22 protein-coding genes are annotated in these 23,431 nt (G+C 45.0%); 20 read left to right on the forward strand and 2 right to left on the reverse strand.

Going from position 1 to position 23,431, the window contains the following annotated elements:
• Window positions 1–37 precede the first annotated feature (37 nt).
• From fliP to ppk2, 6 genes are all read left to right on the forward strand, one after another.
• Window positions 38–751 (forward strand): flagellar type III secretion system pore protein FliP, encoded by a 714-nt coding sequence (gene fliP, locus KJ365_RS08025; protein ID WP_214451327.1) that lies wholly within the window; start codon window positions 38–40, stop codon window positions 749–751.
• A gap of 1 nt (window position 752) precedes the next feature.
• Window positions 753–1,022 carry a flagellar biosynthesis protein FliQ gene (gene fliQ, locus KJ365_RS08030; protein ID WP_214451095.1) on the forward strand — a complete coding sequence of 90 codons (270 nt, stop codon included), beginning with the start codon at window positions 753–755 and terminating at the stop codon, window positions 1,020–1,022.
• Between the two features lie 9 nt (window positions 1,023–1,031).
• On the forward strand, window positions 1,032–1,808 hold the full coding sequence (fliR, locus tag KJ365_RS08035) for a flagellar biosynthetic protein FliR (protein ID WP_214451096.1): 777 nt from the start codon (window positions 1,032–1,034) through the stop codon (window positions 1,806–1,808).
• A 7-nt stretch (window positions 1,809–1,815) separates the two neighbouring features.
• Window positions 1,816–2,949: a flagellar biosynthesis protein FlhB gene (flhB, locus tag KJ365_RS08040; protein WP_214451097.1), complete on the forward strand. Its 1,134-nt coding sequence runs from the start codon at window positions 1,816–1,818 to the stop codon at window positions 2,947–2,949.
• 191 nt (window positions 2,950–3,140) lie between these two features.
• The gene (locus tag KJ365_RS08045) at window positions 3,141–3,299 is read left to right on the forward strand and encodes a YqaE/Pmp3 family membrane protein (RefSeq protein WP_214451098.1); all 159 of its coding nucleotides are present in this window, start codon (window positions 3,141–3,143) and stop codon (window positions 3,297–3,299) included.
• A gap of 16 nt (window positions 3,300–3,315) precedes the next feature.
• Complete coding sequence (gene ppk2 / locus KJ365_RS08050) at window positions 3,316–4,083, forward strand: polyphosphate kinase 2 (RefSeq protein ID WP_214451099.1); 768 nt, start codon at window positions 3,316–3,318, stop codon at window positions 4,081–4,083.
• Here the strand turns inward: ppk2 and KJ365_RS08055 are convergent.
• Both KJ365_RS08055 and KJ365_RS17025 read right to left on the reverse strand, forming a co-directional pair.
• Complete coding sequence (locus KJ365_RS08055) at window positions 4,080–5,708, reverse strand: GGDEF domain-containing protein (RefSeq protein WP_214451100.1); 1,629 nt, start codon at window positions 5,706–5,708, stop codon at window positions 4,080–4,082. The two genes, ppk2 and KJ365_RS08055, sit on opposite strands and share 4 nt — an antisense overlap.
• Entirely contained in the window at window positions 5,705–7,252 is a 1,548-nt protein-coding gene (locus tag KJ365_RS17025; RefSeq protein WP_214451101.1) for a bifunctional metallophosphatase/5'-nucleotidase, read from the reverse strand. Before KJ365_RS17025 ends, KJ365_RS08055 begins: the two co-directional genes overlap by 4 nt.
• Window positions 7,253–7,439: 187 nt before the next feature.
• On the opposite strand from KJ365_RS17025, the gene flhA reads away from it, so the two are divergent.
• The 14 genes from flhA (at window position 7,440) to metH (ending at window position 23,417) form a co-directional block, all read left to right on the forward strand.
• On the forward strand, window positions 7,440–9,539 hold the full coding sequence (gene flhA, locus KJ365_RS08065; RefSeq protein ID WP_214451102.1) for a flagellar biosynthesis protein FlhA: 2,100 nt from the start codon (window positions 7,440–7,442) through the stop codon (window positions 9,537–9,539).
• Between the two features lie 32 nt (window positions 9,540–9,571).
• Window positions 9,572–10,933: a flagellar biosynthesis GTPase FlhF gene (gene flhF, locus KJ365_RS08070; RefSeq protein WP_214451103.1), complete on the forward strand. Its 1,362-nt coding sequence runs from the start codon at window positions 9,572–9,574 to the stop codon at window positions 10,931–10,933.
• A complete protein-coding gene (locus KJ365_RS08075; RefSeq protein ID WP_250884073.1) occupies window positions 10,933–11,781 on the forward strand; it encodes a MinD/ParA family protein in 849 nt (282 codons plus the stop codon). The genes flhF and KJ365_RS08075 overlap by 1 nt, the downstream gene beginning before the upstream one ends.
• A 10-nt stretch (window positions 11,782–11,791) precedes the next feature.
• Window positions 11,792–12,520: an RNA polymerase sigma factor FliA gene (locus KJ365_RS08080; protein WP_214451104.1), complete on the forward strand. Its 729-nt coding sequence runs from the start codon at window positions 11,792–11,794 to the stop codon at window positions 12,518–12,520.
• Between the two features lie 47 nt (window positions 12,521–12,567).
• Entirely contained in the window at window positions 12,568–12,951 is a 384-nt protein-coding gene (cheY, locus tag KJ365_RS08085) for a chemotaxis response regulator CheY (protein WP_214451105.1), read from the forward strand.
• A 22-nt stretch (window positions 12,952–12,973) separates the two neighbouring features.
• Complete coding sequence (locus tag KJ365_RS08090; protein WP_214451106.1) at window positions 12,974–13,738, forward strand: protein phosphatase CheZ; 765 nt, start codon at window positions 12,974–12,976, stop codon at window positions 13,736–13,738.
• A 12-nt stretch (window positions 13,739–13,750) separates the two neighbouring features.
• The gene (locus KJ365_RS08095) at window positions 13,751–15,943 is read left to right on the forward strand and encodes a chemotaxis protein CheA (RefSeq protein ID WP_214451107.1); all 2,193 of its coding nucleotides are present in this window, start codon (window positions 13,751–13,753) and stop codon (window positions 15,941–15,943) included.
• Window positions 15,944–15,997: 54 nt separating this feature from the next.
• Window positions 15,998–16,765 carry a ParA family protein gene (locus KJ365_RS08100; protein WP_214451108.1) on the forward strand — a complete coding sequence of 256 codons (768 nt, stop codon included), beginning with the start codon at window positions 15,998–16,000 and terminating at the stop codon, window positions 16,763–16,765.
• Entirely contained in the window at window positions 16,755–17,513 is a 759-nt protein-coding gene (locus KJ365_RS08105; protein ID WP_214451109.1) for a chemotaxis protein CheW, read from the forward strand. Before KJ365_RS08100 ends, KJ365_RS08105 begins: the two co-directional genes overlap by 11 nt.
• A gap of 5 nt (window positions 17,514–17,518) precedes the next feature.
• Window positions 17,519–18,010, forward strand: a complete 492-nt coding sequence (locus KJ365_RS08110) for a chemotaxis protein CheW (RefSeq protein ID WP_214451110.1) — start codon at window positions 17,519–17,521, stop codon at window positions 18,008–18,010.
• Between the two features lie 163 nt (window positions 18,011–18,173).
• Window positions 18,174–18,614: a DUF2802 domain-containing protein gene (locus tag KJ365_RS08115; protein ID WP_214451111.1), complete on the forward strand. Its 441-nt coding sequence runs from the start codon at window positions 18,174–18,176 to the stop codon at window positions 18,612–18,614.
• Window positions 18,615–18,749: 135 nt separating this feature from the next.
• Window positions 18,750–19,667, forward strand: coding sequence for a homoserine O-succinyltransferase (locus tag KJ365_RS08120; protein WP_214451112.1), 918 nt, complete (start codon window positions 18,750–18,752; stop codon window positions 19,665–19,667).
• Window positions 19,668–19,685: 18 nt separating this feature from the next.
• A complete protein-coding gene (locus KJ365_RS08125) occupies window positions 19,686–20,765 on the forward strand; it encodes a homocysteine S-methyltransferase family protein (protein WP_214451113.1) in 1,080 nt (359 codons plus the stop codon).
• A gap of 24 nt (window positions 20,766–20,789) precedes the next feature.
• Complete coding sequence (metH, locus tag KJ365_RS08130; RefSeq protein WP_214451114.1) at window positions 20,790–23,417, forward strand: methionine synthase; 2,628 nt, start codon at window positions 20,790–20,792, stop codon at window positions 23,415–23,417.
• Window positions 23,418–23,431: the final 14 nt, after the last annotated feature.

Raw genomic sequence — 23,431 nt, forward strand, 5'->3', positions numbered from 1 at the left:
GTTGAAATTAGCTATTGTTTTGTTGCTACTTATTGGCATGCAAGCCGACGTGTTTGCTCAGCAAAGTGGTATATCAGCGGTCACGGTAACCACTAACGATGACGGTAGCCAAGAATACTCAATGACCTTGCAAGCGCTGTTTATAATGACGGCGCTGAGCTTAATACCCGCTTTTGTGATGATGATGACATCGTTCACCCGAATCATCATTGTTCTGTCAATTTTGCGTCAAGCGATTGGTCTACAGCAATCACCGTCAAATCAAATCTTGATTGGGGTAAGCTTGTTTTTGTCTATGTTTATCATGGCGCCAGTATTTGAAGAGATAAACGTAAACGCATTACAACCATACTTAAATGAAGAAATGACATCGATTCAAGCCTTTGATCAAGCCAAAGAGCCTATGCGCCAGTTTATGTTAAGCCAAACCCGTATTACCGATTTAGATACCTTTGTTCGAATCGGCGGCTATGAGGGGCAGTTTGACTCACCTGAGCAGGTGCCACTCACGGTGCTTATTCCGGCTTTTGTGACCAGTGAGCTCAAAACAGCATTTCAGATTGGCTTTATGTTATTCATCCCGTTCTTGATCCTCGATTTAGTGGTTGCCTCGATTCTCATGGCCATGGGTATGATGATGTTATCGCCAATGATTGTTTCGTTGCCGTTTAAACTCATGTTGTTTGTATTGGTCGACGGTTGGAACCTTATCTTCGGCACGCTAGCCACAAGCTTTGGTATGGGGACCTGACATGAGTCCAGAATCCTTTGTAGAAATCATGCGCGACGCAATGTTCATCATCATTTTGATTGTTAGCGCGATTATTTTGCCGGGTTTGCTGATTGGTTTGGTGGTAGCAGTGTTTCAAGCCGCCACATCCATTAACGAACAAACCATGAGTTTTTTGCCAAGATTAGTGATTACCTTGCTTGCGTTAAGCTGGCTAGGGAGTTGGTTAACCACCAAAATGATGGACTACACCAACGATCTGGTGCTCAGTATTCCCTCAGTGATTGGTTAAGCGCTAAAGATGGATTTGCTCAGCAGCTCACTCATGGACCTGATCAGCGATTACATGCTGGCGTTTATGCGTATTTCGGGTTTGTTTATCGCCATGGTCGGCATCAGCGCTAACTCTATTCCTGCGCCTGTGAGAAACCTGCTGGCTGTGCTGCTGACATTAATGATTGTGCCTATGCTTCCGCCCGTGCCCATTACCGATATCGTTTCGTTGGGCACGTTTATAGAAATCCTAAAACAGCTGATTGTGGGTGTTGCCATTGGCTTTATCTCGATGATGGTAATCAACACCTTCGTACTAGCCGGTCAAATTATCGCCATGCAAACCGGTTTAGGTTTTGCCTCGATTGTTGACCCTGTTAACGGGATTAGCGTGCCGGCGGTTGGGCAATTCTATTTGATTTTGGCCACCTTAATTTTTTGGTCAGTGGATGGGCATTTATTACTGATCAATATGATTGTGATCAGCTTTGAAGCCTTTCCTATTGACGGTCCATGGTGGACGGGGGAGCAGTTTAGACTCATTGCGCACTGGGCAGGATGGATGTTTGTTTCAGCGGTAACCATCTCGCTTGCACCGATTGTATCGCTGTTAATCGTTAACTTGTCGTTTGGCGTTATGACCAAAGCGGCACCGCAGTTAAACATATTTAGTTTAGGTTTTGCGATAGCACAAATTATGGGCTTGGTAGTAATTTGGTTCACACTTTCTAACCAAGTATATCATTTCAATTTACAGTGGTTGCGTGCACAAGAATTCATGTGCAAGCTTCTGTTAACTTGCTGAGGTCGGTATGTCTGAAAATACTAGCGGTCAAGAAAAAACAGAAGAACCCACACCCAAAAAACTCCAGGATGCCCGCAAGAAAGGGCAGCTTGCGCGATCCAAAGAGCTTTCTACAGCGATGTTACTGCTGGCCAGTGCCGTCGCCCTGTTGTTTGTCGGAAAATCCATTGCAACGGCCATGTTCGCTATTACCCAACGTTCTTTCGTACTCTCAAGAGACGAAACGTATGACTTAAAACACATGTTTCAGATTTTGGAAATGTCGGTTATGGAAAGTGCCATTCCGTTGCTAATTTTCATGATCATCGCGATGATTGGCGGCATATATGGCAACACCGCCATGGGGGGCTTTAATTTTAGCTGGGAAGCGGCGGCTCCTAAAGCGAGCAAAATGAGTCCGGTTTCAGGTTTCAAAAGGATGTTTGGCACCGAGGCCGTGGTGGAGCTGCTAAAGGGCGTTGGTAAAGTCGCGGTAGTTATTTTAATGGCATACGTTGCTTTGTTGATATTCAAAGATGAAGCGCTGCATCTTGATATTGAATTGTACCCACTCAATTTGTTCCATGCGATGAACATGATCGAATGGGCGTTTTTACTTTTATGCGCTTCGATGATCCCCATCGCCTTGATAGATGTGCCATATCAAAATCATAAGCACACCGAAGAGATGAAAATGACCCTTCAAGAAGTCAAAGATGAGCGTAAGAGCTCTGAAGGTGATCCTTTAGTCAAAAACCGCGTCAGAAGGCTTCAGTATCAAGCCGCTGCTAATCGCATGATGCAAGACGTGCCGCAAGCCGACGTTATTGTGACAAACCCAACCCATTATTCCGTTGCGATCCAATATGATCAAAATGGTAATCGTGCACCCGTTGTTTTGGCTAAAGGGCTTGATGAGTTAGCGATGCACATTAGAAAGATTGCCAAGGCGCACGATGTGCCTATTGTAGAATCCCCCGCACTGGCTAGGGCAATATACTACTCCACCGAAGTGAAACATGAAGTACCTCAAAAACTATTCATGGCGGTCGCGCAGATCCTAGCATATGTATATCAATTGAAAGCTTATAAGAAAGGTAAGGGTAAACGTCCTAAGGCACTGAAAAAAGATATGCCGATACCACCAGAGTTGAGACGTTAACTGTAAAACGCGTCTTTTAAGGGCTTAGCAATGCATGTTTCGCGCACCGCTTCTGTAAACATATTGCGCTGGTCGGTGCACTTACGTAGCGGTGAATGACGTTATAAATCAAGTCAGGAGACGCGATAGTACTTTTCCTTTTTCGCGTTAGATGATTTAATGAACATTCGACAACAAAAATAAGAAAAGCCATGAACAAAATACTCCTTATCATCTTAGCGATACTATTACCGCCTATCGCTGTGTTTCTGAAAAGCGGCCTAGGTAAAGACTTACTCATTAATATCGTACTTTGCATCATCTTCTTTATTCCAGGTGTTATCCACGCGCTGTACGTGGTTACCCGATAGCTGACGTGCTTTCATAATGATAGGCGATGATGCGTTTGTGTACGAAGCAACACTCGATGACGCAGTGTACAAGCCCATGCTTCGCAACTTACAAATAGAGTTGCTTAAGCTTCAACGCTGGGTGAAACAGAGCGAACAAAAGATTGTGATTGTTTTTGAGGGTATTGACGCCGCTGGTAAAGGCGGCACCATCAAGCGATTTACGGATTACTTGAACCCTCGCGGCGCTCGCATTGTTGCTTTAAATAAACCTTCAGATACTGAACGAACACAATGGTATTTTCAGCGTTATGTTGAGCATTTGCCCAGTGGCGGCGAGATTGTCCTGTTTGATAGAAGTTGGTATAACCGAGCGGGCGTAGAACGTGTGATGGGATTTTGCTCTGATGAGCAATACCAAGAGTTTATGCATCAAGCACCGAAGTTCGAATCAATGTTAGTGCGCTCCAAGATTATTCTTTTTAAGCTATGGTTTGATGTATCTCAAGAGGTACAAAAAGCACGCTTTGATGCACGGCGAACCGACCCATTAAAACGTTGGAAGCTAAGTCCCATTGACGAGCAAGCCATCGCTAAATGGGATGATTATCAACACGCTAAACACAGCATGCTAGAACAAACCCATTCCATTGATGCACCCTGGACAATTATTCGCTCTGATGACAAAAGGCGCGCGCGTATTAATAGCATTAAGTATGTACTGGATAAAATTGATTACGCGAATAAAGATGAGACTATTGCCACCCCGCCAGACAGTTCAATTGTGCTAACACCGTCTTATTAAACAAAAAAGGAAAAGCAGGTTTTGTTTCGTCCAGTGTTTTTTGCGTCGTACAACGCCTTATCTGCCTCATCCACGATTGTAGTAACATCCCAAGTTTTCTTTTCGTTAAAGCGAAAGGTTGCCACTCCTATACTAAGTGTCAATAGTTCGCTCGCGTGACTTTTAGCGTGTGATATAGATAGATTCTTGATGGCATGATGCAGTTGGTCAGCCTTAAGCGCTGCGCCTGCAGGATCAGTTTCAGGTAACACACATATAAACTCTTCTCCGCCATATCGAGCACAAAAATCAGTGTTGCGCGCAACAGTTTCTTGTAGCGCTGTTGCGACTTGTTGCAGGCAGTAATCCCCCTGGTTGTGTCCATATTCATCATTGTAGGCCTTGAAGAAGTCAATATCGACCATCACAATACTTAGGAAAGACTGCTGGCGCTTAGCATGATCAATTGCACCTTTTACATTTGCTTCAAAGGCGCGGCGATTAGGTATGCCGGTTAATGGATCACTCAACGACATTTCCATAAGGCTTAGCTCTTGTTTTTGTACCTTACTGAGATAGTTTGAAAAGACCGTTGCCAAATAGGAAATCTCATCTTGACCGGCAACATTAATAGTAGTCACATTTGAAGCGGTTGCCGCATCAACTTGCTCGGTTAGTGAGACCAAACGCACTACGAAGCGTTGATACAAGACATATACTAATGCGAGGGAAATAAGCAGGGTAAGAATACTAAACGATACAACAATATGCGTTTGACGCGTTACCTGCTTGGACGTTTCTTCTGCAGAGCGCAATATATCTCGGTAAATCAGCTGAGTTTGATATTCTAATCCACTGGCTAAATCCGAGATGAGGTTACGGATGAAGCTATCCCTGCCGCGCGTTCTGCCCGCTAGCAACAAGTACTCAGCTTTTATATCCACTAACGACTGATACTGTTCAAGCGTAGTCTTTATTTGTCCATTCAATACTCTGCCGTTGCGTATCAGATAGCTTTTTTCAACGTCATCTACCATACGATGTAGCTGTGCTGAAGTCTGTCTTACATTGTTTAATTTAGTTTCTGCTTCTAGCGTTTTTACCGATATCAGTATCGCAAGTAAGTCATATTCAAGTTGAGTATCCACGTTATCCCAATTTTGAACTTGTTCTTTGCTGGCCATCATCTCTGAAAGGGCATTAGTCACTGACGTTGTAAATGCATTCGTTTGTGCTTTTAACTTGCTATCTAACGCTAACTTTTGTTCTACCAGGACATTTAGGTCTTCTAATTCCAACTGAATAATGCTGATTTGCTTGCTAACGAGTTGATAGTTGTCTGCATTGATGCCTGCGTTTAATTGAGCCAATAGGTTGTTGGTTTCTTGTCTAATTAAGCGTCGCTCTGGCTCGCTTTGGGCGCCTGTCAATTGTGCAATTTCGGTTGTTAACATTTGGATTGTGTTATTAAACCATGCAGATTGCGTGAGTTGTGGCATGGTTTCAGTGGTGATCACATTCAACCTATCACGTAAATCAAGCAATTTGGTCATCGTGTAGATGGTAGTAAGCGCAAATAACCCCAAAATAGCGAGCAAAGCATAAATGAAAGTTACCACTGCGCGTTTTTTATGTTTGGTTATCATTCAGCCCCACGCTGAACAGACGTTGGCGTAACTTGCTCAACCATTCTGTTTTCGATGCGTCCATTTAGCGTTTGCTTGGCTAAAATGGTTTCGGCGACTAAGTCGGCAATCAATATTGAGTGTTCAATCCTTTGTCTTATTGAACCTTCACGTTTAAAGACTGTGTAGCCGTCACCGCCATTTGCTAAATAATCGGTTGTTGCAAGTTGGTACATTTTTTCGCGCTCTATACGTCTATTGCCAATCATAACTGACACAATACGTTCCCCAACCGGCGCAAAGCGATTGTATTTCACACTCATTCCCGACACATGCGGAAAGCCGCCTTTTAGGTCTTCGACTTTTGATACGCCTACTTCAAGGGCTTGTAAAACATCATCACCACTGACCTCGATAACTTGAAGACGCGATCTAAATGGCAGTTCGGTGGCAATATCTTTTTTCAAAATAGAATCACCTTGCTTGTAGGTTTTATCGCCTCTAATACTGCCGCCGTTGATGATGGCAATATCAGCGTCGCTAAACTCCCTCATAGCATCCACAATAAAATTGGCAAAGGCATTCTCTTTGCCTCTTACCGCTTCTCGTCGAGTAGAGAAGTTAGCGGCCCATGTACCAAGAGGCTCATCTAGCATGCGCGTGAGTCTTGCGTAGTAATTGTTTACCACATTTTGCACTTTTGGTGCAGGTGTTAGCGAAGCTAGAGGCACAAACTCATTGCTCATGAGCGTAAACCCGTCTGCAAGACTAAACTTTGCTTTAATTGCTCCACCAGGTTGTTTAAGGTGCAAAATGTGAGGATGGGCGGTAACCATGTCGATATAGTGTGCTTGCAATCGAGTGTCAGATAAAAATGCGATATCGATGACGCTCTTATCGAGTAACTCAGGGATAAATTCAAATGGATACGAATAATGTAGCAGAACAACATTCGCCCCCATACTTTTGAGTGTTTTTGACGCTCGGGTAATCGTTTCAATCGGATCTGCAACGTCGACGTTAGTCAGCAGATATTCTTCTATCAATCTACTATTAACAACCGAGATAAAGCCTATGCTGATATTGTCTCGTTTAAGTAGAAAAAATTGATTTAAGCCGTCGGGGGTTTGTTTGCTTCGAGTATCTATGACGTTAGATGTCACGATGGGAAAAGCGGCCTCGTAGGCTCTTAAAGACAGTTCATCGGTCAAATAGCTAAATTCGCGCTTTGTGACGCCCATGATATCTGGCTCGATTGTGTTGAGTACATCGATGATATGTGACCCTTTATCAAAGGCAGACATAGCACTAGGACCAAGAGAGCCGCCTCCAAATATTAAAAAAGGGCGAACAGATGATGCTTTTTGACTGTCAACTACAAGCGTTTTGAGCTCTGCATATTTACCCGATTGAGCATCAAAGATATCGGGCATATCAGCAGCTAAAATAAGCGTATGCGTTCGGTTTTCTGAGCTATACGAAGGAGCAATTAATGCAATACCGCTGATGATCACAATTATATAGCTGATTATGCTTTTAGGTATTGAATCAAAACGATCGATCACCGTATGCGCTCTCCAACATAACAACTTAGGGGTTTAACTCAGCACTATTCTAAAACAATAAGGCATTTTGTGTGTGCTTATAGTACAGGGCAGGCTGCCCAAAATGCAAAGGACTTTTTAAAGATCAAGTTGGCACGCAAGTTGATAACTACCCTGTAATTCTCACTAGATGTCAAAAATTTGTTGTATGCAATTAGCCTCTTATTTTCAGCGTGTAGATAAAAACTCATTTAAGCAGTTCACTTCTGGTTTAGGCGCTCCCATTGTCGTATTGGCATTGATGGGAATGGTTATTTTACCCATGCCACCGGTGCTGTTGGACGCTCTATTTAGCTTTAACATTGCACTGTCACTCGTCATTATCTTAGTGTGTGTGTTTACCGCACGTCCCATCGACTTTGGCATCTTCCCACTGGTTTTGTTAGTTGCGACGGTTTTAAGGCTGGCGCTGAATGTTGCCTCTACAAGGGTTGTTTTGCTTGAGGGGCATGAGGGCGGCGATGCAGCCGGTAAGGTGATTCAAGCCTTTGGTGAAGTGGTGATTGGCGGCAACTATGCAGTAGGTGTGGTGGTGTTTGCCATTCTCCTGATTATCAACTTTAAAGTGGTAACGGCAGGTGCAGGAAGAATTTCTGAAGTCAATGCGCGCTTTACCCTTGATGCGATGCCGGGCAAGCAAATGGCCATTGATGCTGATTTGAACGCCGGATACATTGACCAAGACCAAGCGCGAAAACGCCGCGAAGAAATTACCGCAGAAGCGGATTTTTATGGTTCGATGGACGGTGCGTCAAAATTTGTAAAAGGGGACGCGGTTGCGGGCCTTTTCATCATGATGATTAACATCGTGGGTGGTTTGTTCATTGGCATGTACCAGCATGGCTTAGGTTTTTCTAATGCCATGGAAGTCTATACCATGCTGACTATTGGTGATGGTCTTGTTGCACAAATTCCGTCGCTGCTATTATCGGTTGCGACCGCTATTATCGTCACGCGTGAAAACGATACGCAAGAAATGGGCGAAGAAATCACAGAGCAGCTCTCTAATAAACAAGCGCTATATATTACTGCAGGCATTCTTTTCATCATGGGCATTGTGCCAGGCATGCCTACCTTTGCCTTTTTGTCGTTTTCAGCGATAGTGGGTGGATATGCTTTTTATAGAGAACATAATCGCAAGAAATTAGCAGAAGAAGCCGCTCGAGTAGATGCGATGCCTGCAAATACCACTGCCTCTCAAGAAGTCAAAGAACTCGGTTGGGATGACGTACAGCAGGTAGATATCATTGGCCTAGAAGTAGGCTACAGGCTGATTCCATTAGTGGATAAATCCCAAGGCGGCGAATTACTGACGCGCATTAAAGGCGTGCGTAAAAAGCTTTCTCAAGAGTTAGGTTTTTTAATTCCTGCTGTACATATTCGCGATAATCTCGATTTCTCGCCAAATGCGTACAACATATCGATGTTGGGCGTGAGTGTGGGAGAGGCAGATATTAGCCACGATAGTGAATTAGCCATTAACCCTGGCCAAGTGTTTGGCACTCTAGAAGGCAAGGTGACAAAAGACCCAGCGTTTGGACTAGAAGCCGTATGGATTAAAAAGAATCAACGCGAGCACGCCCAGACCTTGGGCTACACAGTGGTGGATGCAGCGACGGTAGTGGCGACGCATTTAAGCCAGCTATTAACCACCCATGCGCATCAACTATTGGGTCATGAAGAAGTTCAGCAGTTGCTCGATATGTTAGAAAAAACTCATCCTAAATTGGTTGAGGGATTAGTGCCAGATATCTTGCCGCTTAGCACCGTGGTAAAAGTATTGCAGACCCTATTGTTTGAAGGTGTGCCCATCCGAGACATGCGCACGATTGTGCAAACCCTCGCGGAGTTTGGGCCGAAAAGCCAAGACCCAGATGTGTTGGTGTCAGCATTAAGAATTGCACTTAAGCGCTTGATCGTACAAGAAATAACCAATGGCGCGGCAGAAATCCCCGTTATTACTTTAGCCCCTGAGTTGGAACAGATGTTGCATAAGTCACTTCAAGCGGGCGGAGAAGACGGCGCAGGTATTGAGCCAGGTTTGGCAGAGAGGCTACAAGAGTCCTTGTCACAGGCATATCAGCAGCAAGAATTGGCCGCAGAGCCAGCCGTATTATTAACCTCGGGTATGTTACGCCCGGTGTTATCCAGATTCTTAAAGCAGTCTGTTAGCGGATTACACGTATTGTCGTACCAAGAAATTCCGGACGATAAACAAATAAAAATTGTGTCATCTGTGGGTCAATAAACTGACACGCGTTCAACACTAAAGAGGAACATATGAAAATTAGACGTTTTTTTGGCAAAGATATGCGTGAAGCACTCAAGCAAGTCAAAGATGAGCTGGGCGGGGATGCAGTGATTATGTCTAACAAAAAGGTGGCTAATGGCGTAGAGCTAGTAGCGGCAGTTGACCCGTCGGCTAATTCAACGACTCCCCCACAGATAACGGCTAAAGCAAAACCAGCGCCGACGCTTAGCGAAGTCATTGGTGATGATATTCCAGACAGCTTGCAGGCCTTGTTAGATAAGCAGACCAAGACGCAAGACTACGGTAGGCCTTCACCGGCAACTCAACCTAGCAGCGCCGAGCGTCAAGATGCCCGCGCGGACGAGTCTATTATTCGCTCTCCTGCTTTTGCACCTGATTATCAAAGTGACGAAGTGTTAGAGAAAAGCCAAGCAGCGAGCCTCACGCCGCCGCCAAGTGTGCTTGAACCAGACCAGTTGGATGTCATTAAAGCTGAATTAGAATCCATCAAAAACGTATTAAAGTTTCAAGTATCAGAACTTGCCGATGAGCGTAAAAAACGCCATAACCCAACCCATCACTATTTACACGAACAACTTCTTGGCATGGGCCTTGGTCCGCAGTTAGCGAGTCAATTCGTCAACTTTTTACCTCATAACGCAGATGAAAAACAGGGCTGGAAGTATCTTCTAAACTTGTTGTCGAATCGCTTACATGTTGGTAGCAATGACATTTTAAACCAGTCTGGTGTTGTCGCATTAGTTGGTCCTACCGGTACTGGCAAAACCACAACGCTAGCAAAGCTAGCAGCTAAGTACGCTCAGAAATACGGCGCCGACCAGGTTGCGATGGTGACCATTGATACCTACAGAATTGCCGCATATGAACAACTTGCGACCTACGGGCGCATTATTGGTTGCAGCGTGAAAAAGGCGCAAAATGCAGAAGAGCTCAACCAAATCCTATATCAAATGCGCAATAAGAAATTAGTACTGATTGATACCGCAGGTTTCAGTCAACGTGACGCGCGCTTGATTGCTCAATTGAATGACTATGAAGCGGGCCTGTCAGTTAACATCCGTAAATATTTAGTCTTGCCGGCGGGTGCACAATATCAAGTGCTTAATCAAACAGTGAAGGCGTATCAGGGCACCGATATCCAAGGGTGCATATTTACGAAATTAGACGAATGCTACAGCCTAGGCGAAGCGCTCAGCGTGGTTATTGAAAATGATTTATCGCTCAGTTACGTCACTGACGGCCAGCGAGTGCCAGAAGATATCAAACTAGCCGATGCCGCTAACTTGACGCTTGTTGCCGCTAAGCTATACAAAAAATACGGGCTGCCCAGCACAAGTACCGAGCCTGTTGTATTAGCCGGTGGTGTGTAATGGAAGATCAGGCAAGCAGCTTACGTAATATGAATCGAGCGAAACAAGTAAAAGTGATAGCCGTTACCGGTGGTAAAGGTGGCGTAGGTAAGACCAACTTGACCTTAAACCTCGCTATCGCATCAGCCAAGCAAGGTAAACGCGTGATGGTTTTAGATGCTGACCTTGGATTAGCCAATATCGACGTCATGCTAGGTCTGCGTGTAGATAAGAACCTATCTCACGTACTCAGTGGCGATTGTACCCTTGATGAGGTGCTCGTGACCGGACCTTATGGCGTCAAAATCGCACCAGCAACCTCTGGCACTCAATCTATGGCAGAGTTAGGTACGCACGAACATGCAGGATTAATCAGAGCCTTCAGTGAGCTGCAAACACCCATCGATATGATGTTGGTAGATACAGCAGCAGGGATATCTGACATGGTGGTGAGCTTTTCACGCGCTGCACAAGACGTGATTATCGTGGTATGTGATGAACCAACGTCATTAACCGACGCCTATGCACTAATGAAGATTTTAAACCGTGACCATGGCGTGTTTAAGTTCAAAGTAGTAGCAAACATGGTGCGCTCCGAGCGTGAGGGAAGAGAGTTGTTTAGTAAATTATCGAAAGTAACAGGCCGCTTTTTAGATGTTGCGCTAGAATTAGTGTGTATTGTGCCCTTTGACGAAAACGTTAGAAAGGCGGTTCGAAAGCAAACAGCATTGGTTGAGGCGTACCCAGGTTCGCCAGCAGCGAAGGCTATTGCAAAACTAGCTGAGCGCACGGCAACATGGCCGGTGCCCACACAAGCAGGTGGACATTTGGAGTTCTTTATTGAACATCTTGTGTCAGTGCATGAGTAGGTGAATGACAGTGAGTAATAAAGTGACCGTATATCAACAGCAAACAGACAAGAATCAATTAGTTGAGCGTCATGCGCCGCTCGTAAAAAGAATCGCTCACCATCTCATGGCAAGGCTACCGGCGAGCGTGTTAATTGATGACCTTATTCAATCAGGCATGATTGGCCTTTTGGAAGCTGCCAGGAATTTTGATGGCTCAAAAGGTGCGAGTTTCGAAACTTTTGCCGGCATTCGTATTCGCGGTGCCATGCTTGATGAAATTAGAAAAGGCGATTGGACACCGCGTTCGGTGCATAAGAATTCTCGTGCCATTACCGAAGCAATTAATATCGTCGAGAAGGAGACTGGCCGTGATGCCAGAGACACTGAAGTCGCTGAGGTGATGAATGTCTCAGTGCAAGAATACCATCAGATGCTCAATGAAGTTAATGCTGGTAAATTGGTGGGGATTGAAGATTTAGGTGTCAGTGAAGATGTCTTAACTAACGAAGAAAGCAAAGGCGCTGATCGTCCTTTTGAAGAAATGATGCAAGGATCATTTCAGAAAGCGCTCGCTCGGGCGATAACTACATTACCAGAGCGCGAAGCGATCGTGCTCTCCTTGTACTATGATGAAGAGCTAAACCTGCGAGAAATCGGTGAAGTGCTTGAGGTAAGCGAGTCTCGTGTCAGTCAAATTCATAGTCAGGCCATGCTGAAATTAAAGGCAAAAATGCAGTCTTGGCGCACTGTACAGTAAACATCAATTGATAGCTTAATAAAAAAGGTTCCATTGCGGAGGTAGTTTTGGATAAGAATATGAAAATCCTTGTTGTTGATGACTTTTCAACAATGCGGCGCATTATCAAAAACCTATTAAAAGACTTAGGTTTTTCAAATGTGCAAGAGGCCGATGACGGCAACACGGCGTTACCTATGTTAAATCAAGGTGATTTTGATTTTGTTGTAACCGACTGGAACATGCCGGGTATGCAGGGTATTGACTTGTTACGAGCAATTCGTGCTGATGACAAATTGAAACACTTACCGGTGTTGATGGTGACGGCTGAAGCGAAAAAAGAGCAAATCGTGGCAGCAGCCCAAGCGGGCGTAAACGGTTACGTAGTAAAACCTTTTACCGCGGCGACTTTGAAAGAGAAACTAGACAAGATATTTGAACGCTTAGGCTAAATCCTACCACGAGGGACGTCTAATGACGAACGAAGCACCATTGATTTCGCTTGAAGAGGCGAAAGCGCTAGTGGCACATCTTGAATCTGGTGAAGTTGAATCCGCCAATGACATTGTGCATAGCATTACCCTTAGAGAATCTACCGAATTATTTTCAGAAGTTGGAAAACTCACGCGCCAACTCCATGATTCCTTATCCAATTTTCAACTAGACGAGCGCATCACTGCGTTGACGCAATCTGCAATTCCAGATGCGCAGTCTCGCCTTGAGTACGTGATCGAAGAAACAGAAAAAGCGGCTAACTCAACCATGGATGCGGTTGAAAAAAGCATGCCCATAGCAGAATTACTAAACGCACGATTAAGCACGATTATGCCTGAGTGGAAAAAACTCATGTCGCGCCAAATTGAGCTTGGGGAATTTAAAAGCTTGTGTCTTGAATTAGATACTTTGCTCACTGACGCATGCAATGACTCTGCCACGCTTAATTCAATGTTGACAGAGGTGTTGATGGCACAAGGCTATCAAGACTTGACTGGTCAGGTTATTCGTCGAGTCATAGAACTTGTGAAAGATGTAGAAGTGAGCTTAGTTGATATGCTTGCAGCATTTAGCGATGACGAACATCGCAATGATAACAGAGCAAAATCAGTTAACACTCAACCTTCTCAAAAATCAGACGATAAAGTAGGAGCGGAAGGTCCAATTATTGACGCACAAAAGCGTGATGATGTAGTAAATGGGCAAGATGACGTTGATGATCTATTGTCCAGTTTAGGTTTTTAGGGGAGCAAACGAATGTCGTTTGAAGTTGACGAGGATATTTTGCAAGACTTTCTGGTGGAAGCCGGAGAGATATTGGAATTGTTGCAAGAGCAGCTCGTAGATTTAGAAAATAATCCAGAAGACAGCGATCTGCTGAATGCGATCTTTCGCGGTTATCATACGGTTAAAGGCGGAGCAGGTTTCTTAGCTTTGACAGAGTTGGTTGATATCTGTCATGGCGCTGAGAACGTTTTCGATATCATGCGCAACGGACAACGCACACTCACGCCTGAACTAATGGACGTTATTTTACAAGCGACCGACGTTGTCGTTGAAATGTTTGAGGATGTAAAATCCCGAAAACCGCTTGACCCAGCACCCGCTCATTTAATCGAAGTACTGCATAAACTTAGTAAGCCTGAATCGTCCGATGAAGCGATTTTTGATACTGATGAAGAAGCTGTTGCGCCAGAAGCTGTGATTGATGCTGCGCCACGAGCTACCGAAACGGTTGAAGTTGCGCCACAAGTAGCTGCAGATGATAGTGACGATATCTCTGAAATTACAGAAGATGAATTTGAAGCATTACTCGATGAGCTTCATGGTCCTGGTGGCCCCGGTGCTTCAAAGCCTGCGCCAGCCGCGAGCGAGACACCATCACCAAGCTCTCCAGCGACTAGCTCAAACGACGATATCAGTGATGATGAGTTTGAAGCGCTCCTTGACGAATTACACGGTAGCGGTACCTTTAAGACCGATACTAAAGCGGCATCTGAAACCCCAGCGCCAAGTGCCGACAAAGCCTCACCAAGTGGTGATGATGAAATTACAGATGAAGAATTTGAAGCCCTGCTAGACGACTTGCACGGCAAAGGCAAATCGCCGATTAAACCCGCAGAGCAAGTAGCGTCTGCTGCGACACCTCCAAGCGATGCATCCAATAACGATGCGCCAAAGGCACAAGAACCTAAAGTAAGCGCACCAGAACCTGCGAAACCTGCAGCGCCTGCAAAGCCTGTAGCAAGTGCAAAAGCCCCTGCTAAAAAATCAGATAAGCCTGCTGCACCACAAGCAGAAACGACGGTGCGCGTAGATACTAAGCGTCTTGATCAAATTATGAATATGGTCGGTGAGCTTGTATTAGTGCGAAACCGTCTGATCAGCCTTGGCATTAATGTCGCAGACGAAAGTATGAGTAAAGCGATTGCAAATTTAGACGTGGTCACCGGCGATCTGCAAGGCGCTGTCATGAAAACACGCATGCAGCCAATCAAAAAAGTGTTTGGTCGTTTCCCGCGTGTCGTTAGAGACCTTGCGCGTACTTTGAAAAAAGAAATTACACTTGTGCTAGAAGGGGAAGAGACCGACTTAGATAAAAACCTTGTTGAAGCCTTAGCCGACCCATTGGTGCATTTAGTACGTAACTCGGTAGATCACGGTATTGAAATGCCGGATGAGCGAGAAGCTGCTGGCAAGGCTAGAATGGGGACTGTTCGTCTTTCTGCCTCACAAGAGGGTGATCACATCCTACTGACCATCGCTGACGATGGTAAAGGAATGGATGCAGAAAAGTTAAAAGAGATAGCCATTAACCGCGGTGTGTTAGATGCCGATGCTGCTGCACGCATGTCAGATGTGGAAGCATTTAATCTTATTTTTGCTCCCGGCTTCTCTACGAAAACCGAAATCAGTGATATTTCAGGCCGTGGCGTTGGCATGGACGTGGTTAAAACAAAAATTAACCAATTAAATGGCGCTGTAAGCATCAACTCAGAGATGGGCAAGGGCACTACGCTTGAAATTAAAGTCCCGCTTACGCTTGCTATATTGCCAACATTGATGATTATTGTAGGTAAGCAGACCTTCGCGCTGCCATTAGGCTCGGTCAGTGAAATCATCAATATGGACATTAAAAAGACGAATACAGTAGACGGTCAGCTTACGATGATAGTGCGTTCAAAGGCAATTCCTTTGTTCTATCTTACTGATTGGTTGAATCCTCGCTCTACCAGCGATCGACATAAAGGACATGTTGTTGTGGTACAAATTGGTACCAAGCAAATTGGTTTTGTCGTCGACTCGTTGATTGGTCAGGAAGAAGTGGTGATTAAACCGCTAGATGCCTTGCTACAAGGTACCGCAGGTATGGCTGGAGCGACCATCACCTCAGATGGGGGTATAGCACTTATTCTGGATATTCCGAGCCTGTTAAAACGTTACGCATAGCATATCTGCATTCACCGTTAGTTTATGGTGAATGCTTCTAAAACAAGCGACAGTATGAAGATTTGGACGGTTGTGAATCAAAAAGGTGGTGTGGGTAAAACCACGACGACTGTCTCTATGGCAGGCAGTTTGAGTGCGCAAGGTTATAAAGTACTCCTTATCGACCTTGACCCTCATGCATCGCTGACCTACTACCTAGGCTATGACGCCGAAACTCTTGAAAAAAGCGTGTATGACGTTTTTGTATCTGCCAACGACAATATTCATCCTAACGCCTCACTGCATAAAACCTCCCTGAATAACATTACCCTCATGCCAGCGCATATGGCGCTAGCAACATTAGATAAAAGCTTTGGTAGCAAGCCGGGTAAGGGGCTAGTGATAAAGAAGGCCTTAGATCAACTTCAAGGTATGTTTGACGTAGTCATTATTGACTGTCCACCGGTGTTAGGCGTGCTGATGGTGAACGGTCTTGTCGCTGCTGATAAAATCATTATCCCCACGCAAACAGAGCACTTAGCGATACGAGGCTTACAACGTATGCTCGATACCATTAGACAATTGACTGGCAGTTTAAAGGCAAGTGTTATGACTTTAGTGGTGGCAACCTTGTTTGATCGCAGAGTGAATGCATGCATTGCAACATACACGGGCATGCGTAGCGAATTTAACACCTCTATGTGGCGCGGCTACATTCCTGTGGATACGAAGTTTCGTGAAGCCAGTCAAAAAGGCGTGCCAATCAACGTGCTAAGCCCTCAAAGCCGCGGTGCGTTTGCTTACGACAAATTAACGAATGAGTTGCTTAAAGATGCAGTATGATAAGGCAAAGCAGGCAGTAGCAGATTACCTCACCGATTTAGTGGTTGAGGATGCAGTTGCGCCCAGCGATGATATTGCTCGTGCCAACAAGTTACTCGAGCAAGCTAATGAGCTCTTGCTCTCATCTCCCCACGAACTTGAGTCTCTCAGCAAAGAACCACTCGCTACTGCGCATACGCACAAAATTGCGAATGAATTGACGATTGGTGATAAAGAATTTGCCAATTTGGTCGAAACAATAGACAGCGAAGATGAAAATACCGTTGCTTCACTAAAAGATAAATTGCCCGCACGATTTCAGGCGTTATTTTTTGAGGTTGCGGGTTTGACTCTGGCTATTCCATTGGTTGAACTCGGTGGAATCGTCAAGATGCAAGAATTAAGTAAGTTACCTAACACGCCTGATTGGTTGTTAGGCGTGATGGTAAGGCAACAAGAGCGCCTACACTGTGTGAATACCGCACAATGGGTGATGCCTGAGAAGTATGATGCGGCGATGGCTGCATCGGTGCACTATAATTACGTAGTGCAGTTAGGAAAGTCGTCTTGGGCAATGGCGTGTGAAACATTAGCCAGTACCCATGAACTGACACATGACGATATTAAGTGGCGCAGCCAAGAGCACAAACGTCCTTGGCTCGCTGGTACCATTAAACAAAAGATGTGTGCTTTGATTGATGCAACTCAACTTGTAAAGATGCTTCAACCTCAGCAACCGAATAACGCAAAGAGTGTTGTAACGGAGTAAAATGTATGTCTGAAGAAAGAGCGACAGCGACCGCCGCCGATCCAAATGATGAAGTCCTGCAATGGGTGACGTATCGCTTGGCTGAAGAGACCTATGGCATTAACGTCATGCAGGTCCAAGAAGTGTTGCGACACACCGAAATAGCACCTGTGCCAGGCGCACCAGACTATGTGTTAGGTATTATTAACCTGCGTGGTAACGTGGTAACGGTAATCGACACTCGCGCCCGTTTTGGGCTGCCGCCAACAGAGGTTACTGACAACACCCGTATCGTGATCATTGAATCTGACGAGCATGTGGTGGGTATCTTGGTCGACAGCGTAGCTGAAGTGGTTTATTTGCGTTCATCTGAGATTGACAGCGCGCCGAATGTTGGCACAGAAGAAAGTGCGAAGTTCATTCAAGGCGTCTCAAACCGTGATAACGAATTACTTATTCTCGTTGACTTAAACAAGTTGTTAAGCGATGAAGAGTGGGATGATGTACTCAGCATTTAATTGAGCGAGCAAAATTTTGTGTTAGAAAGGAGGTGTGCGATGCATACCTCCTTTTTTTATGCATATGGTTATAACCCCCGATATTATTCATCTGCCCATTTATTATCTGGTAAGCTACAATATTCGTATACCTTGCACCATTTTGTATAAGAGATTGATAGTTATGTCTGATTTTGCTGTTACCTGGACGCTCATTTCCTTTTTATTATTAAGCTTCGTGTTGATAATTGTGTTGTGGTCAGCGCACCGAAATCTCAATGCACGATTAATGCAATCTCTTACTTTAATGGATGAACTACACAAAATATCCATCGCTCAAAAACAAGAGATACAGGGGCTGCTGCAAGCTCAATCTGCAGTGAAGCATGATGTCGAGCAAAAACAAGATGAGATGAATAGGGCGCAAGAGGCAACGATGATTCGTTTAGAAAAGGTTGAAGACACCATCGACCGACTAGAGGAACAGGATCCAGCCTTAAAGATGTACAGTAAAGCCAGCAAATTAGTCGAGCAGGGCGTTGCGATGGAAGACATTATGGAAGCGAGTGGCTTGCCGCGAGCGGAAGTAGAAGTGCTGTTGAGTTTGCATTCGCGCAAATCTTAAATGCCAAATTCACTGCATAATGAAACATTGCCTTTACCCTTCTAATTAAACGTATAGACGTCTAGACGTTTATTGTTGACATTTCTTTTGATTTCGCCACAATAGCAGCATCTATTTACTAACACGTTTAATGATATGCCCATAAAAACGCCAGCTGAGCTTCCTGCACTCGAGGGTCTTTTCGCTGAGAACATATTTGCCATGGATAGCGATCGCGCTACTAAGCAAAACATACGTCCGTTGAACGTGGGTATCCTCAATTTAATGCCCAACAAGATTGAAACGGAATTACAAATTTTACGCTTGTTGTCTAACACGCCTTTGCAAATCAATATTGACTTGATTCGTATCGATGAGACGGCGCCTAAAAATACCCCCGCCTCGCATATGGATGCGTTTTATCACTCTTTCAGTGAAGTGAAAGACAAAAAATATGATGGCCTCATCGTGACCGGGGCGCCGTTAGGGAATTTAGAATATGAGGATGTTAAATACTGGGATAAAATGACCTTGTTGATGGATTGGAGCAAGCGCAATGTTCAGTCCACAATCTTTTTATGTTGGGCGGCGCACGCTGCTATGTATCATTTTTACAAGGTCCCGAGAATACTCAGAGAATCCAAGCTCTCGGGTGTGTTTGAACATCAGGTTTTAGATGAGAAAAACGAACTCATGCGTGGCTTTGACCCATACTTTTGGGCACCTCATTCACGCGTAGGTGAAATACCTGAGCAAGACTATGCTAGCGTAAATGGCCTATCTGTATTGGCATCTTCTGAACAAGCGGGCGTGTATATCGCCGCTAGTGATGACAAACGCCAAGTATACGTAACAGGACATCCAGAGTATGACCCTCTTACGCTAGACCAAGAATATCATCGCGACATAGAGGCTGATTTAGGACCATCTGTTCCTGAGAATTACTATCGAAATGATAACCCTCAGCAAGATGTGATGGTGCGATGGAAGTCCCATGGGAATCTATTTTTTACAAACTGGCTTAACTATTATGTGTATCAAACCACGCCTTACGACCTAAACGAGTTAAACTAAACAAGCTTGTCAGCGCAGATGCGCCATATTTTACAGGATACTTCAGTGACCGATACTGCAAAGCTACTTCATCAACATGCGGCAAAACGCATTCTATTGCTCGATGGTGCCATGGGCACGATGATTCAAACACACAAATTAGACGAAGCTGATTATCGCGGTGAGCAATACAAAGATTGGCACTGTGATTTAAAAGGTAACAACGATTTGTTGGCCGTCACGCAACCTAAAATTATAAAAGATATCCACTTGGCCTATTTGCATGCCGGTGCAGATATCATTGAAACAAACACCTTTAACGCGACCACCATTTCAATGGCCGATTATGATATGCAAGATGAGGTTGAATTAATTAACCTCTGCGCGGCAAAATTAGCCAGAGAAGCCGCTGATGAAGTCACGGCCTTAAACCCCCAGCGGCCTCGTTTTGTAGCCGGTGTATTAGGCCCGACCAGCCGCACTGCATCAATATCGCCTGATGTGAATGACCCTGGATATCGAAACGTCGATTTTGATGAACTGGTAACCACCTATAAACAAGCGACCAAAGCGCTTATTAAAGGCAAGGTCGATATTATTCTCCTTGAAACCATATTTGATACGCTTAATGCAAAAGCCGCAGCCTTCGCAGTAGATGAGGTATTCGAAGAGCTTGACGTGCGCTTACCAGTGATGGTTTCTGGCACAATTACCGATGCTTCTGGCCGCACGTTATCAGGGCAAACCACCGAAGCTTTTTATTATTCCCTTCGCCATGTTAACCCCATTGCCTTTGGTCTTAACTGTGCACTTGGCCCTGATTTACTTCGTCAATATGTCGCCGAGCTGTCTCGGGTATCTGAATTTTTGGTATCGGCGCACCCCAATGCGGGGCTTCCTAACGAGTTTGGTGAGTATGATATGCAACCCGATGAAATGGCAGAGCATGTAAAAGAATGGGCGCGCTCAGGCTTAGTGAATATTGTAGGTGGATGCTGCGGAAGCACGCCAGAGCACATAAAAGCCATAAGTGATGTGATAGACGGTGTCAGCCCAAGAAAGCTCCCACAAATAGATGTTAAACTCAGGCTTTCGGGCTTAGAGCCATTTGTCCACTAGCGTTAATGTTAAGCGAGTAAAAGAGTGACTGCAGAATTTTCTACCTTTGTTAATGTGGGCGAACGCACCAATGTAACTGGCTCGGCTATGTTTAAGCGCCTTATTTTGTCTGAAGATTACGAGGCGGCCTTAGATGTAGCGCGCCAACAAGTTGAAAACGGCGCGCAAGTAATCGATATCAACATGGATGAAGCCATGCTTGACTCACAAGCGGCGATGGTGCGCTTTTTAAAGCTGATTGCATCGGAGCCTGATATTTCTCGCGTTCCCATCATGATTGATTCATCAAAGTGGTCAATTATCGAAGCGGGCCTTAAATGTGTTCAAGGTAAAGCCATTGTAAACTCCATTAGCTTAAAAGAAGGCGAAGCACCGTTCTTAGAGCAAGCGAAAAAAATCAAACGCTATGGCGCGGCAACGGTAGTGATGGCCTTTGATGAAAAAGGTCAGGCCGATACGCAAGCGCGCAAATTCGAAATATGTAAGCGTAGTTATGAATTGCTTGTCAATAAGCTGAACTTTCCCCCTGAAGATATTATTTTTGATCCCAACATCTTTGCGGTAGCAACGGGCATCGAAGAGCATAACAATTATGCGGTAGACTTTATTGAAGCGACCCGCCAAATTCGGCAAGAACTCCCACATTGTCATGTTTCTGGCGGGCTATCGAACATCTCGTTTTCGTTCAGAGGAAACAACCCCGTTCGTGAAGCCATGCATTCGGTGTTTTTGTACTATGCCATTCGCGCTGGTATGGACATGGGCATTGTTAATGCAGGCCAGCTTGAAGTGTATGATCAGATCCCCAAAGAATTAAAAGACGCGGTAGAAGATGTGATCCTAAACCGCCACCCTGATGCGACCGACAAACTCTTAGAACTTGCTCCGAAATATCAAGGTGATGGCAAGGCGGCTGCCGTTGAGGATTTGTCATGGCGCGAGCAGAGCGTGAATAAACGTCTTGAGCATGCTTTGGTTAAGGGCATTACCGAATACATCCTTGACGATACCGAAGAAGCCCGAGCTAACGCCCAAAAGCCTTTGCACGTTATCGAAGGTCCACTGATGGATGGGATGAATGTAGTAGGGGACTTGTTTGGCGAAGGTAAAATGTTTTTGCCTCAGGTGGTAAAATCAGCACGCGTGATGAAAAAAGCCGTTGCTTATTTACAGCCTTATATTGAAGCTGAAAAATCAGGAAAATCCCAGTCCAACGGCAAAATCATAATGGCAACGGTGAAAGGCGATGTGCATGATATCGGTAAAAATATCGTTGGGGTGGTGCTGCAATGTAACAACTTTGAAGTCGTAGACTTAGGCGTGATGGTACCGGCGGCCAAAATTATTCAAACCGCGATAGATGAAAAAGCCGATATGATCGGTCTATCGGGCTTAATCACTCCATCCCTTGATGAAATGGTCAACGTTGCACAAGAAATGCAACGCTTAGGTTTAGACATCCCTTTACTTATTGGTGGCGCCACGACTTCAAAAGCTCATACGGCGGTTAAAATTGAATTAAACTACGACCATCCTGTGGTATATGTACCAAATGCTAGCCGTGCGGTGGGCGTATGCCAAAAGTTAATTTCAAAAGACGCGCGAGAAGAGTACGCAATACAAATCAAAAAAGAATACGAAGTGGTGCGTGAGCAGCATGCCCGTAAACGTCCTCGCACAAAAGCCATCGGTTTTGCTCAAGCTCGTGATAATCGATTTACCTGTGATTGGCAAAACTACGAAGTGCCAGTACCTAACTTTTTAGGTGTAAAAACCATATCAGTGGATTTGAATACCCTTCGCCCCTACATTGATTGGACGCCGTTTTTCTTAACGTGGTCCCTTGCGGGCAAGTACCCGAGGATTTTAACCGATGAAGTGGTAGGAGAAGAGGCGACGTCTTTGTTCGCCGATGCCAATAAGATGCTCGACGACGTTATTAGAAACGCCAAGCTTCAGGCCAAAGCCCGAGTGGGTATCTTCCCAGCAAACAGCGTCAATGAGGACATTAAAGTGTTTTCTCCTGAATCCCCAGACACGGTAATTGGCATTGCTCATCATTGCCGTCAGCAAACAGAAAAGCCCAAAGGGTTCAATTATTGTTTGAGTGATTTTGTCATGCCCGAAGGCCGTTATGGCCGAGACTACATGGGCGCATTCGCGGTAACTGCCGGCATTGGTGAAGACGAACTTGCAGCGGCGTTTGAAAAAGATGGCGACGACTATAATTCTATTATGAGCAAAGCAATCGCCGATAGACTTGCAGAGGCGTTTGCTGAATATTTGCATGAGCGGGTTCGCAAAGAGTTATGGGGTTACGCGAAAGACGAAAAACTAGATAACAACGCGCTTATTTCTGAAAAGTATCAAGGTATACGTCCAGCCCCAGGCTACGCCGCCTGTCCAGAGCACACTGAAAAACAGCTTATTTGGGACTTACTAGATGTAGAAAATAGTATCGGTATGAAACTCACTGAGTCATATGCCATGTGGCCGGGCGCAGCAGTGTCAGGCTGGTATTTTGCGCATCCTGAATCACGCTATTTTGCGGTTGCTAAGATTCAACAAGATCAATTGCAAGACTACGCTCAGCGCAAGGGGTGGACGATTGAGCAAGCTGAAAAATGGCTGATGCCAAACTTGCAAGACTAACGGTGGGGTTTTTG

The organism is Glaciecola sp. XM2, assembly GCF_018595715.1.
Classification (GTDB): Bacteria; Pseudomonadota; Gammaproteobacteria; order Enterobacterales; family Alteromonadaceae; genus Glaciecola.

Bases quoted from the DNA above. Each gene is read 5' to 3' on its own strand.
- fliP (WP_214451327.1), top strand. From the start codon at position 38: ATGCAAGCCGACGTGTTTGCTCAGCAAAGTGGTATATCAGCGGTCACG.
- fliQ (WP_214451095.1), top strand. From the start codon at position 753: ATGAGTCCAGAATCCTTTGTAGAAATCATGCGCGACGCAATGTTCATC.
- fliR (WP_214451096.1), top strand. From the start codon at position 1,032: ATGGATTTGCTCAGCAGCTCACTCATGGACCTGATCAGCGATTACATG.
- flhB (WP_214451097.1), top strand. From the start codon at position 1,816: ATGTCTGAAAATACTAGCGGTCAAGAAAAAACAGAAGAACCCACACCC.
- KJ365_RS08045 (WP_214451098.1), top strand. From the start codon at position 3,141: ATGAACAAAATACTCCTTATCATCTTAGCGATACTATTACCGCCTATC.
- ppk2 (WP_214451099.1), top strand. From the start codon at position 3,316: ATGATAGGCGATGATGCGTTTGTGTACGAAGCAACACTCGATGACGCA.
- KJ365_RS08055 (WP_214451100.1), bottom strand. From the start codon at position 5,708: ATGATAACCAAACATAAAAAACGCGCAGTGGTAACTTTCATTTATGCT.
- flhA (WP_214451102.1), top strand. From the start codon at position 7,440: ATGCAATTAGCCTCTTATTTTCAGCGTGTAGATAAAAACTCATTTAAG.
- flhF (WP_214451103.1), top strand. From the start codon at position 9,572: ATGAAAATTAGACGTTTTTTTGGCAAAGATATGCGTGAAGCACTCAAG.
- KJ365_RS08075 (WP_250884073.1), top strand. From the start codon at position 10,933: ATGGAAGATCAGGCAAGCAGCTTACGTAATATGAATCGAGCGAAACAA.
- KJ365_RS08090 (WP_214451106.1), top strand. From the start codon at position 12,974: ATGACGAACGAAGCACCATTGATTTCGCTTGAAGAGGCGAAAGCGCTA.
- KJ365_RS08095 (WP_214451107.1), top strand. From the start codon at position 13,751: ATGTCGTTTGAAGTTGACGAGGATATTTTGCAAGACTTTCTGGTGGAA.
- KJ365_RS08100 (WP_214451108.1), top strand. From the start codon at position 15,998: ATGAAGATTTGGACGGTTGTGAATCAAAAAGGTGGTGTGGGTAAAACC.
- KJ365_RS08105 (WP_214451109.1), top strand. From the start codon at position 16,755: ATGCAGTATGATAAGGCAAAGCAGGCAGTAGCAGATTACCTCACCGAT.
- KJ365_RS08110 (WP_214451110.1), top strand. From the start codon at position 17,519: ATGTCTGAAGAAAGAGCGACAGCGACCGCCGCCGATCCAAATGATGAA.
- KJ365_RS08115 (WP_214451111.1), top strand. From the start codon at position 18,174: ATGTCTGATTTTGCTGTTACCTGGACGCTCATTTCCTTTTTATTATTA.
- KJ365_RS08120 (WP_214451112.1), top strand. From the start codon at position 18,750: ATGCCCATAAAAACGCCAGCTGAGCTTCCTGCACTCGAGGGTCTTTTC.
- KJ365_RS08125 (WP_214451113.1), top strand. From the start codon at position 19,686: ATGCGCCATATTTTACAGGATACTTCAGTGACCGATACTGCAAAGCTA.